Annotated in this window: 12 protein-coding genes; 6 read left to right on the top strand and 6 right to left on the bottom strand. The window is 67.9% G+C overall.

The window, feature by feature from the left end:
- Positions 1–3: 3 nt before the first annotated feature.
- From AAHB16_RS08180 to AAHB16_RS08160, 5 genes are all read right to left on the bottom strand, one after another.
- Entirely contained in the window at positions 4–2,199 is a 2,196-nt protein-coding gene (locus AAHB16_RS08180) for a methyl-accepting chemotaxis protein (RefSeq protein ID WP_342050591.1), read from the bottom strand.
- A 92-nt stretch (positions 2,200–2,291) separates the two neighbouring features.
- A complete protein-coding gene (locus AAHB16_RS08175) occupies positions 2,292–2,843 on the bottom strand; it encodes a chemotaxis protein CheW (protein ID WP_150370932.1) in 552 nt (183 codons plus the stop codon).
- 99 nt (positions 2,844–2,942) lie between these two features.
- Entirely contained in the window at positions 2,943–3,311 is a 369-nt protein-coding gene (locus AAHB16_RS08170; RefSeq protein ID WP_150370931.1) for a response regulator, read from the bottom strand.
- 35 nt (positions 3,312–3,346) lie between these two features.
- Positions 3,347–3,790 (bottom strand): response regulator, encoded by a 444-nt coding sequence (locus AAHB16_RS08165; RefSeq protein WP_150373702.1) that lies wholly within the window; start codon positions 3,788–3,790, stop codon positions 3,347–3,349.
- 343 nt (positions 3,791–4,133) lie between these two features.
- Positions 4,134–4,304 carry a rubredoxin gene (locus AAHB16_RS08160; protein ID WP_109580342.1) on the bottom strand — a complete coding sequence of 57 codons (171 nt, stop codon included), beginning with the start codon at positions 4,302–4,304 and terminating at the stop codon, positions 4,134–4,136.
- A 185-nt stretch (positions 4,305–4,489) separates the two neighbouring features.
- Here AAHB16_RS08160 and hemL point away from each other — a divergent pair, with 185 nt between their 5' ends.
- The 4 genes from hemL to AAHB16_RS08140 all read left to right on the top strand — a co-directional run bounded on the left by hemL (position 4,490) and on the right by AAHB16_RS08140 (position 7,938).
- Positions 4,490–5,782, top strand: coding sequence for a glutamate-1-semialdehyde 2,1-aminomutase (gene hemL / locus AAHB16_RS08155; protein WP_150373701.1), 1,293 nt, complete (start codon positions 4,490–4,492; stop codon positions 5,780–5,782).
- 74 nt (positions 5,783–5,856) lie between these two features.
- Positions 5,857–6,480: a LemA family protein gene (locus AAHB16_RS08150; protein WP_150370930.1), complete on the top strand. Its 624-nt coding sequence runs from the start codon at positions 5,857–5,859 to the stop codon at positions 6,478–6,480.
- Positions 6,481–6,585: 105 nt separating this feature from the next.
- Complete coding sequence (locus tag AAHB16_RS08145; RefSeq protein ID WP_342050679.1) at positions 6,586–7,419, top strand: TPM domain-containing protein; 834 nt, start codon at positions 6,586–6,588, stop codon at positions 7,417–7,419.
- Positions 7,420–7,434: 15 nt separating this feature from the next.
- Positions 7,435–7,938, top strand: coding sequence for a TPM domain-containing protein (locus AAHB16_RS08140; RefSeq protein ID WP_342050590.1), 504 nt, complete (start codon positions 7,435–7,437; stop codon positions 7,936–7,938).
- 20 nt (positions 7,939–7,958) lie between these two features.
- On the opposite strand, the gene AAHB16_RS08135 is transcribed toward AAHB16_RS08140, so the two are convergent.
- On the bottom strand, positions 7,959–9,224 hold the full coding sequence (locus tag AAHB16_RS08135) for an MFS transporter (RefSeq protein ID WP_446718075.1): 1,266 nt from the start codon (positions 9,222–9,224) through the stop codon (positions 7,959–7,961).
- A gap of 69 nt (positions 9,225–9,293) precedes the next feature.
- Here AAHB16_RS08135 and AAHB16_RS08130 point away from each other — a divergent pair, with 69 nt between their 5' ends.
- Together AAHB16_RS08130 and AAHB16_RS08125 are read left to right on the top strand one after the other, a co-directional pair.
- Positions 9,294–10,265, top strand: a complete 972-nt coding sequence (locus AAHB16_RS08130; protein ID WP_411859806.1) for a LysR substrate-binding domain-containing protein — start codon at positions 9,294–9,296, stop codon at positions 10,263–10,265.
- A gap of 1,105 nt (positions 10,266–11,370) precedes the next feature.
- The gene (locus tag AAHB16_RS08125; protein ID WP_411859805.1) at positions 11,371–11,556 is read left to right on the top strand and encodes a Flp family type IVb pilin; all 186 of its coding nucleotides are present in this window, start codon (positions 11,371–11,373) and stop codon (positions 11,554–11,556) included.
- Positions 11,557–11,626: the final 70 nt, after the last annotated feature.

The following is an 11,626-nucleotide window of genomic DNA, read 5'->3' as shown; positions in this document are numbered from 1 at the left end:
GACTCAGGCGATCTTGAACCGCGACACGGAGTTACGCAGCTCTTCGGTCAGTGCCGTCAGCTGTCGCACCGAGCTCGCGGTGTGTCGCGTGCCGGCGGTGGTCTGCGCGGTCACCTGCAGGATGCCTTCGATATGGCGTGCCACGTTGGTGGCGAGGTCCGCCTCATGCGACGTCGTTTGCGAGATCTGCTCGATCAGCTCGGCAAGCTGGCGCGACACGCGGCCGATCTCCACCAGTGCGGCACCGGCGTTATCGGACAGGCGGGCCCCTTCGACCACGCCCTGCGTGCTGCGCTCCATGGCGTGCACGGCATCCTGCGTATCGGTCTGAATCGTGCGGATCAGCGCGCCAATCTGCTTCGTTGCCTCGCCCGAGCGTTCCGCCAGGCGCTGCACTTCTTCCGCCACCACCGAGAAGCCGCGGCCCGCCTCGCCGGCCGATGCGGCCTGGATGGCCGCGTTCAGCGCCAGCACGTTGGTCTGTTCGGTAATGTCCGAGATCAGTTCGACGATTTCACCGATCTCCTGCGACGATTCGCCCAGGCGCTTGATCCGCTTGGACGTTTCCTGGATCTGCTCGCGGATGTCGTTCATGCCCGCGATGGCGTTCTGCACCGCGTGCTGGCCCTGCTCGGCCGCGGACAGCGAGGCACGCGCCACGTTCGCGGATTCCGCCGCGCCGCGCGACACCTGCGTGATGCGGTCCGCCATCTCCACCACCGACTCGCCGGTCTGGCGGATCTGGCGCGACTGCTCTTCCGTGGTCGCGGCCAGCTGCACCGACGTTTCCTGCACCTGGCTCGAGGCGTTCTGCACTTCCCCCGCGGTCTGCTGGACCCGGCCCACCAGTTCGCGCAGTTCTTCCACCGTGTAGTTCACCGAGTCGGCGATCGCGCCCGTGATGTCCTCGGTCACCGTTGCCTGACGCGTCAGGTCACCGTCGGCGATGTCCTGCAGTTCGTTCATCAGCTGCAGAATGGCCTTCTGGGTCGCGTCGTTGGTGCGCTTTTCTTCCATTCGGCGGGCATCCGCCTCGCGTTCGCGCGATTCGGCTTCCACCGCGCGCAGGCGCGAGTCGCGCAGATACAGCGCGGCCAGCCCGCCAAGGAACACCAGCGTCGCCAGCGCCGACACGATCATCGCGCCGAGCGTCCACGGACGGAAACGCGCGGCTTCCACGTAGGCGCTCTGCAGCGAGCCCAGTTCCCCGCGCAACGCTTCGTTGTCGTTGAAGATCTGCTGCTGCGCGCGCTTGGCGGCGATCAGGCCGGGCAGGTTCTGCAGAATGGTCTGCGTGGTCTTCTGCACCGCGTCGAAGCGCTGCGAGAGCTGCTGCAGGTAGGTACGCGTCTCCGCGTCGGCCGCGGCCGAGAGGCGCAGCGGTTCGGAGCCGTTGAGCAGCCCGTCCAGCGTTTCGCGGAACGTGTTCGTGTCCTTGCCCAGCAGGAACGCGGTCTCGGGGTTCACGCCTTCGCCCGAGAGGAATTCGTTGAGGTTCTTGCCCAGACGCTGCGTCAGCATCACCAGCTGCGCGGAGGCGGCCACCTCGCGCGCGTTGGAGCCGGCCTGCAGCTTGATGGCGGCCACCTGTTCGGCGGCTTCGAGCAGTTCGGGGTTCGAGGCGTTGAAGATCTGCAGCGTCTGGCCGATCTGCGTCAGGATGGGCTGCTGCGCGAGCACGTCGCCCGCGCTCTTCTCGGAGCGCTTCCACGAGTCGATCGCGCGCTCCAGCAGCGGCTGCGCCGTGCCCGTCGTGGCGCGCACGTGGCGCTCGTCGCTGCCGTCCTGCAGCGCCTTGAGGTCGGCCGCGAGTTCTTCCTTGGACTGGCGCAGCTGCGTGAAAGCCTGTGCATTGCCGAGCAGCGCCACCGGCACCGCCTTGCCCAGGCGCTGCGAGTGCATGAGCATGTTACCGGCGATTTCGATCTGCGCCGCGCCGTTGGTCGCCTGGCGGTTATCGAGGTACACGGAGGCCAGCAGGGCCAGCAGCGACACCACCACGCCGCCGGTCAGCACGCGCTGCTGGGAGGCGAACGGCATGCGCGACAGCCACGACGACATCTGCTCCACGGGGGTCCGTCCCAGCCCGCTCGGCGCCTTGCGCTTGGCAAACACGCTTCCCGGCGCGATACCCGCGGGGGCCTCGGCCGCGCCCGCCGCCGCTCCCCGGCGTCCCAGGCTGATCTTCTTGATACCCATAGCAACCCTCTTGTCGTTATTCGTCTGACCTGTTTATCTGCTGCCTCCCGCTCCGTCCGGAGCCGGGAGTTACCCTCGAAAACAAACCGATATCAGGCTGCCACGCGGCCGGCCTGCAGAAATGCCGGCGCTTCCAGCAGCTGGCGGATGTCGAGCACCTGCCAGTCGCGGCCGTCGCGGTCCGCGAAGCTCGCGCCTTCCCATGCGGACTCGGCGGGCGGCAGCTCGCCGTGCGGCAGGGTGAGGTCGCCCGCGTGCCGCAGGCCGACCACGCGCGTCGCGATGATCCCGCACGCGCGCTCCACGTTGCGCGACAGCACCACGATCTTGCTGCCCGCCTGCACCGGCGTGGGCGCCTCGCCGCAGAACATGCCGAAGTCGATCACGCCGAGCAGGTTGCCGCGCGCGTTGATCAGGCCGCGGTACCACGGCTGGGTCAGCGGCACGCCCGCGGGCTGGCGCATTTCGAGCACCTCGCCGGTCTCGGGCAGCGGCAGCAGCCAGTGGCGCTGGCCGATCTGCACGCCGAGGTAGCTGTCCACCGCGGGCAGGCTGCGCGCCTCGCGCAGGCGCCGGGCCAGCATGGCCTGATAGTCCTGCAACCTGGTCTGGCGGGCTCGGAGGTCTTGGCGCGGCGCGTTCATGATCGGAATACCCAAGGCGGAGGGCGGGCTGCATGGGCGCAGCGCCGCCGGGATGGCAAGGTGGCGACTACAACAGTGCGGCGGCGGGCCGGTGCCCGGTTACTGGGCCAGCGCGGCGATCTTCGACAACAGTTCCTCGCCGTCGACGGGTTTCACGACATAGTCCGACGCGCCCTGGCGCATGCCCCAGATGCGGTCCGTGTCGAGCCCCTTGCTCGTGCACATGATCACGGGGATGTCCTTGAAGCGGTCGTCGCGCTTGATGGCGCGCGTGGTCTGGTAGCCGTTCTGGCCGGGCATCACCACGTCCATCAGGATCAGGTCGAACGCTTCGGCCTCGAGCCGCGCCATGGCCTGGTCGCTGTTGCCGGCCACGGAAACCTTGAATCCCTTCTTGCCGAGCAGGTCGGACATGAACAGGGCTTCGGTGGGCGAGTCGTCGACGATGAGGATTTTGCTGATGGTCATTGGTATCGTTCCTGGGAATGCTGTGGCGGCCCCGTTCAGGCCGCCACGGCCGCGCCCTCCTCCGGTACGCCGCCCGGCAGGCAGGTATTGACGACCTGCAGCAGGGCTTCGCGGGTGAAGGGCTTGGCGAGATGATCGTGCGCGCCGACGAGCCTGCCGCGCGAGCGGTCGAACACGCCGTCCCGCGAGGACAGCATGATCACCGGGATCGCGTGGAAACGCGGGCTTTTCTTGATGAGGGAGCAGGTCTGATAGCCGTCGAGGCGCGGCATCAGGATGTCGCAGAAGATCAGGTCGGGATGCATGTCGCCGATCTTGGCGAGCGCGTCGAAGCCATCCTCGGCGAGCATGACCTGGCAGCCTGCCTGCGACAGGAAAATCTCCGCTGTGCGGCGGATGGTGCTGGAGTCGTCGATGACGAGCACCTTGCGGCGCGCGGCCGCCTGACCCGATACGTCTTCTGTTTGCGTGACCCGCATGTTGTTCCCGCGACCAGCTGCCTGCGGAAAGCAGGCGCCAGTATTCACTTGAGAACACCCGCACGACGCAGCAAAGCGCTGCGGCGGCGGCCCCCGATATCCTGTTTCCCAGTCAAAAAAAGCCAGCCGACCAGCCGGCGCTGTACGCATGGGCCCGGTTCAGGGCCTCTGTTTTATTGCAAAGCTTCCGGATTTCCATGCCGCCCCGGGAGTCGGGACGGTTATCCGGTTTTGCCGCAGAGTGTGACTTCTCGGCGAGGGGCCGTCAATCCGGAGCCCCGGACGCGGCCCGCCGATCTGTCGCTTTGGCGCTACGGCGCGCCGGGCGCGGCGAAACGCCGCGTCAGATGGCAACCATTTCGAAATCTTCCTTGCGCGCGCCGCACTCGGGGCACGTCCAGTTCATCGGGACGTCTTCCCAGCGGGTGCCCGGCGCGATGCCGTCTTCGGGGGCGCCGGTGGCCTCGTCATAGATCCAGCCGCAGATCAGGCACATCCAGGTCTTGTATTCCATATTCAGGCTTCTGCCACTCTCCATTAAAATCCAGCGCATGATGGTACCCGAATCGATACCCAAGGCGCCAGCGTGGCGCCGCAAGATTCAGGCCAGTTCTCACGCGTTCGCGCCTGTTATATGCCGTTGATAACGAAATCGCGCGCGCTTCGCCTCTTTTGCACCTTCAAGACACTCCCGTGACCATGTCCCGTAACCAGCAGCTTTTCGATCGTGCCCAGCAAACCATCCCCGGCGGCGTCAATTCGCCGGTCCGTGCCTTCCGCTCGGTGGGCGGCACCCCGCGTTTCATCACGCGAGCCGAGGGCGCCTACATGTGGGACGCGGACGGCCAGCGCTATATCGACTACATCGGCTCCTGGGGCCCGATGATCGTCGGCCATGCCCACCCGGACGTGGTGCGCGCGGTGCAGGAGACCGCCGCTCACAGCTTCTCGTTCGGCGCGCCGACCGAGGGCGAGATCGAGATGGCCGAGGAAATCTGCAAGCTCGTGCCGTCGATCGAGCAGGTCCGCCTGGTCTCGTCGGGCACGGAAGCCACCATGAGCGCGCTGCGGCTGGCGCGCGGCTTCACGGGCCGCGACCTGATCATCAAGTTCGAGGGCTGCTACCACGGCCATGCGGACAGCCTGCTCGTGAAGGCGGGCTCCGGCCTGCTGACGTTCGCGGACACCACGCAGAACGCCCCGTCCTCGGCCGGCGTGCCCGCCGACGTGACGCGCCACACGATGGTGCTCGCCTATAACGACGTGGAGCAGCTCGAGCAGGCCTTTGCGCGCCATGCGGGCGAGATCGCGGCCGTGATCGTGGAGCCCGTGGCCGGCAACATGAACCTCGTGCGCGCGAGCGAGGCGTTCCTGCGCGCGATGCGCAATCTGTGCAGCCAGCACGGCGCCGTGCTGATCTTCGATGAAGTGATGACTGGCTTCCGCGTGGCGCTCGGTGGCGCGCAGGCGCATTACGGCATCCGGCCCGACATGACCTGCCTGGGCAAGGTGATCGGCGGCGGCATGCCCGCGGCGGCGTTCGGCGGCCGGCGCGACATCATGGCGAAGCTCGCGCCGCTCGGCGGCGTCTACCAGGCCGGCACGCTGTCCGGCAATCCGCTGGCGGTGGCCGCGGGCCTGACGACGCTCCGCCTGATTCAGGCACCGGGCTTCTACGACCGCCTGGGCGCGCAGACGCGCAAGCTCGCCGACGGCCTGACCGCCGCGGCGCGCGCGGCGGGCGTGCCGTTCTCCGCGGACGCGGTCGGCGGCATGTTCGGCCTCTACTTCCGCAACGAGGTGCCGAAGCGCTTCGCCGAAGTCACGGAATCCGACGTCGGCCGCTTCAACCGTTTCTTCCACGCGATGCTGAACGAAGGCGTCTACCTGGCGCCGTCGGCATACGAGGCGGGCTTCGTGTCGGCCCAGCACGACGACGCGATCATCGACGCGACCGTGGCCGCCGCGGCCAGGGCATTCGCCGCCGATTGATCCAGGACAGGGGTGCCGCGCGTCGGCCCTGCGCTACACTGGTTGCTGTCGCACCTTGTGTTCAGGAGCCATCGATGCGCGCATCCCCGACCGTTGTCCCCCCCATTGCCCGAATCAACGTTTTCCGCTGGCTGGCGCTGCTGTGCGCCGTCAGCCTGCTGTCCGCCTGCGGGTACAACGACTTCCAGTCGAAGGACGAGGCCGTCAAGGCCGCGTGGGCCGAGGTCGTCAACCAGTACCAGCGGCGTGCCGACCTGATTCCCAACCTCGTCAACACGGTCAAGGGCTACGCGAGCCACGAGCGCGAGACGCTCGAGGCCGTGACCAAGGCGCGCGCGCAGGCCACCAGCGTGCAGGTCACGCCCGAGACGCTCAACGATCCCGAAGCGTTCGCGCGCTTCCAGCAGGCACAGGGCCAGCTCTCGAGTGCGCTGTCGCGCCTGATCGCGGTATCGGAAAACTATCCGCAGCTGAAAGCCGACGCGGGGTTCCGCGACCTGCAGTCGCAGCTGGAAGGGACCGAGAACCGGATCACCGTCGCGCGCCAGCGCTATATCGCCGCGGTGCAGTCCTATAACGTGCTCGCGCGCAGCTTCCCGACCAATCTGACCGCGATGGTCTTCCGCTACCCCGTCAAGCCGTCGTTCACGGTGGAAAACGAGAAGGCGATCTCCACGCCGCCAGCCGTCAAATTCTGACGCGTCATGCTCGCGCGCGCGGCCTGTCCGCAAACCCGTCGTCCGTCGCTGGGCCTGTGGCCGCAACCTGCGCGGTGGCGCGCGGCCGCCACGATGTTGCTGAGCATGGTGCTGCTGTGCGCGTTTGCATGTGCCGCGCGGGCGCAGGGCACGACGGACGGCTTCGTCAATGTGCCGCCGCTGACCCAGCGCGTGACCGACCTGACCGGCACGCTCAAGGCGGACCAGCGTAGCGCGCTGGAGAACGTGCTGGCCGAATACGATCAGCAGCGCGGCAGCCAGATCTTCGTGCTGATGGTGCCGACCACCGCGCCGGAGACCATCGACGCGTACAGCATCCGCGTGGCGGACGCCTGGCGCGCGGGCCGCAAGGGCATCGACGATGGCGTGATCCTGCTGGTGGCCATGAACAACCCGCCCGATCTGCGCCGCCTGCGGCTGGAGGTGGGGCGCGGCGTACAGGGCTCGCTGACCGATGCGATGTCGAAACGCATCCTGCAGGACGTCATCGCCCCGCACTTCCGTCAGAACGATTTCTACGGCGGGCTCGCGGCGGGCATCACGGCGATCCAGGCCACCATCGACAAGGAAGGCCTGGCCGCGCCGCAGGCGAAACAGCGCGCGCAGCAGTCGTCGTGGCAGGACTGGCTGCCCGTACTGTTTCCGCTGGCGATCATCGCGTTCTTCTTTTTCTCGGCACTGATGCGCGCGTCGCGCGGGCCGCATATCGTCACGGGCCGGCGCGGCTGGCAGAACACGACGGCGGGCGGGCTCGGCGGTATCGCGGGCTACGAGATCGGGCAGCGCTGGGGACGCGGCAGCGGCGGCTTTGGTGGTGGCCTCGGTGGTGGCGATTTTGGCCGCGGAAGCAGCGGCGGCGGTTTCAGCGGCGGCGGTGGCGGCACGTTCGACGGCGGCGGCGCCTCGGGCAACTGGTAACGGGAGGCCCGGTCGATGCCATCGTTCAAGCGTGCATTGCGACATCTCGGCACCACGCAGAGCGCCGCGCGCAAGGCGTTTCCGCCCGAGGCCCAGCACCAGTTGCAGGTGGCCGTCCATACCGGCGAACAGCATCATCGCGGCGAGGTGCGCGTGGCAATCGAGTCCGCCATGCCCGTGGGCCACGCCTGGGCCGGCGTCACGCCGCGCGAGCGCGCGCGCGCCTTGTTCGGCGCGCTCGAGGTCTGGAATACCGAGGACCATTCGGGCGTGCTGCTCTATATCAACCTCGCCGATCATGCGGTGGAGCTGCTCGCCGATCGCGGCATCGACGCGCGCGTCGGCCAGACCGCGTGGCGGCAGATCTGCGACGACCTCGCGCGCGGGCTGGCGAAGGATGTGTCGGTCAAGCCCGTGCTCGATGCCATCGCGCGCATCCACGCGCTGCTGATCGAGCATTACCCCTCGGACGGCGGCTACAACCCGAACGAGCTCGACGACCGCCCGATCGTGCTGTAGCGCGGTCTCAGCCCGCAGTCTCAGGCGGGCCTGCGGCCCATCAGGTACCACGCGGCGGCCAGCACCTGCAGCACGACCAGCCCCGCCCACACCGACAGGTGCGCGGCCGGCGGATAGTGGCCGTCGGTGGCCGGCCAGAAATCGAGCACGAAGCCGATGCCGATCTGGAACGCAAACGTCGCGAGAAACACCGTCAGCGTCAGCGCCGTGGTCGCGCGGCCGATCATGGCATCCGCAAAGCGCCGCGCGAGCACCGCGTACGTGAGGATACCGCTCGACCCGAACACGCCGTACGCGGCCCATAGCACCGCGAGCGGCACGGGCACACGCAGCATCAGCAGCCCCTGTATCGCGATAAAGCCCATCATGCCGAAGCCCGCGAATGCATAGAGGCTGATGCCCGCGCGTTCGAGGTGCCGCGCGGCCCAGCCCGCGCCGACGCAGCCGGCCATCATCGCCATGCCGATCACCGACACATAGCGCGCGCTGTCGGCGGCGGCCAGTCCCTGCACGTCGCGCATGAACGCGGTGACCCAGAGGGTCTGCACCGCGAGGAAGATGCCCTGGTTGAGCAACGTGAGCGGGACGACGCGCCAGAAGCGCTCGCTGCAGAGTATCTCGCGTGTGCCGCGCAACTGCTCGGCCAGGCTCTCGCGTCCCACACGCGGGACGTCGGGCACGCCGAACCACAGCAAGACGGCCATCGCGAGCGACACGCCGCCCATGGCGGCGCTGAGCGTGCGCCAGTCGGTCCACGACAGCAGCCAGGCGAGCGGTGTGCCGACCACGACCGCGCCCAGGCCGCCGATCGCCATGACCACGCCGTTCAGCAGCGGCATGCGCGACAGCGGAAACCACATCGACAGTGCCTGGATCGCGGCGCCGAGGCACACCGACACGCCGATGCCGATCATCATGCGGCCCGCGGCCAGGCCCACCATGCCGGGCGCCGAGGCGAACACGAGCGACCCGGCCACGGCCAGCAACAGCAGGGCCGCCTCCGTGCGGCGCGGGCCGAAGCGGTCGAGCAGCAGGCCGGCGGGCAATTGCGCGCAGGCAAAGCCGAGGAAATAGAAACTGGTCAGCAGGCCGAGGTCGCCCGCGGTCAGTCCCAGTTCGCGGACGAGGTGCGGCGCGAAGCCCAGATTGACGCCGCGGAAGATATACGAGACGAGGAAGCCGAGCGAGAACACGGCCAGCACGCGCCAGCGCGCATTGCCGGCGGCGGCCGGCGGCCGCACGTCGACGGCGGGGGAAGAAGCGTTGGTGGCGGTCATGCCGTGCATTGTCGTCACCAAAACAGTGCAAGGCCAGCGAAAGATACCCGCGCCCATTGTGAGTAGAATTTGACGGCCATGGCCGATTCCCAAACTCCTCCCACCCCCGCCGCGCCGTCTTCCCGCCCGGATCGCGCGCAGCGCCCCTTCCACATGCCGGCGTTGCAGGCGCTGCGCGCGCTCGAGGCCGCGACGCGGCACCGCAGCTTTACGCGTGCGGCGGAGGAGCTTGCGCTCACCCACAGCGCGATCAGCCACCATATCCGCGGGCTCGAGGATAGCCTCGGCACCAAGCTGTTCCAGCGCACGGGCAGCTCGATGACGCCCACGAGCGCGGGGACGCGGCTCGCCGAACAGGTGCGGAGCGCACTCGACGACCTCGAGTCCGCGCTGCGCGAAGCCACCCACGACGCGGGCCCGCCCGTCGTCCAGCTGCAGATCAGTGTGATGGCGGACCTGGCAAACGCGTGGCTGATCCGGCGACTGCCGAGCCTCCATGCACAGGCGCCCGAGCTCGATCTGCATCTCCGGCTCCATGCCGAGATCTCGCCGCCGCCTGACCCCTACGCGGTGGACGTCGGCATCTGGCACCAGCGCATCGACCTGCCCGGCTTCGTCTGTCACAACCTGATCGAGGACTATGTGATCGCCGTCGCCAGCCCGGCGCTGCTCGCGCAGTATCCCGGCTTTACCGTGGCCGACCTGCCGCGGCTGCCGATGCTGCGCTTCGCGCTGCGGCCCTGGCGCGACTGGCTCGTGGTGGCCGGCCTGCCGCCGGTGGAGCCCGAGCGCGGGCCGATCTTCCAGGATGCCGGCCTGATGCTCCAGTCGGCGGTGGCGGGCCTCGGCGTGGCCACGGCGCGCGCGCAGCTCGCGCACGACTACCTGGCCAGCGGGCAGCTCGTGCAGGTCGGGACCACGCGCATCCCGTCCAGCCTCCACTACTGGGTCACCTGGCGCGAAGGCAATCCGCGCGAGCGCGCGATCCATCGCTTCTACCAGTGGCTGTGCCAGCAGGTTGAACAATCTTCACTGCCGTTTCCGAACTGAAACAGATCCCGGACCGACCGGTCGGCATATGGCCTGTCAGGCGCTTCACGTTTTTAACAACTCGCGCCCGGCAGGGGCCGAGGTTTCACGGATGCAACCATTTCGCCGCGCGCGCGTTCGCGCCCGCAGCGAGCGCTTGCCTCCATCTTCTGGGCGATGCCGTTGTGGCGTAGCAGAGCCTTCCAGCCTGCGCCTCGCCTGAAAGGATGAATGGGGACTCACCCAATATGGGGCACACCCCCCCGTTGCAACGCCATGCCACGCCGCCGAAGGGACATCCGGTTGCCCGAGGGTCTCGTGCGATCGGCCGCGCCAAAAGAGGGAGCCGGCGCGTTTCTCCCGGCGTCGCGTGGCCGTATGGATGTTTAGCCGCTTCACAAATGAAACGTTTTGGTCCGCACGGACCATATCGGGCACAACCCCTCCCCGACCATCGTTTCGATCACATTTGACGGCGTTTGATACGCCTTTTCCATCACAAATGATGAAAAAGCGAGCAAACGCGCGTGCTGAAGTGCTCAAAAAGACTAGTAACCACACAGAAACAATTAGTTACACAGTCTCGAAAACGACGCACTCGGCAAATCCCACCTCTATATAAATCAAAGACTTAGCCTTAATGGCACGTTCGTCGCTCCATGTCCCGCAACCACGACGGACGGCCAGCGTCACAGCGGACCGGCCGCAAGAAAGCGGATACGCACAAGTGGGGACGGGGAACGGGCCAAAGGATCGCAGTCGAGGTCCGCCCGGGGGGAGGAAGGCCGGGCGGCACGCTGCAATGCCGCCCGGGGCGGGACCCGGAAACGGGACCGTCGAACGCGGGTAGCAGCACATTCAGGCGCGGGCCGGTCCCTGGAGAAGGTCGGACCGGTCCGCGGCGCCCAACGGGGTGCATGGCCTGCCGGGAGCAGCCACGCATCGGGCGACGCGCGCCGCAGCGGTCACTGGCCGCGGCGGGGCCGCCTGGGCAGGGTGGAACGGGAACGCGCTCGCGCCAGCGGCCGCGGTCCGGTTTGGCCCGGCCGGCATTGCCGGCCGAAGCTTGTGCCCGGTCTCCAGCGGGCGCTTTTTTCCCATCAACCATGACGTGAAGGAGAAGGACATGAACACCATGTTCGAAGGCATCAAGCGTTTTGCACATGAGGAAGACGGCGCCGCTGGCATCGAATACGCGCTGCTGCTCGCATTCGTGGCCCTCTGCATGGTCGCCGCGGGTCCGGCGATCGAAACCGCGGTCACGACGATCTGGACCCGCATCCAGACCGCCCTGACGGCAGCTTCGACCTGAGTCGATCGGGTCGGGCGGTGCGCCGCGCGGCCCGGGAAGTGCGCCACTTTCCGGGCTTCGCGCCGCGCCT

The sequence above is a fragment of the Cupriavidus sp. OTU4054 genome (genome assembly GCF_038440175.1).
Classification (GTDB): Bacteria; Pseudomonadota; Gammaproteobacteria; order Burkholderiales; family Burkholderiaceae; genus Cupriavidus; species Cupriavidus pauculus_D.
The sequence above is the reverse complement of the archived record's forward strand: the minus strand, read 5'-3'. Positions and strand labels throughout refer to the sequence as shown.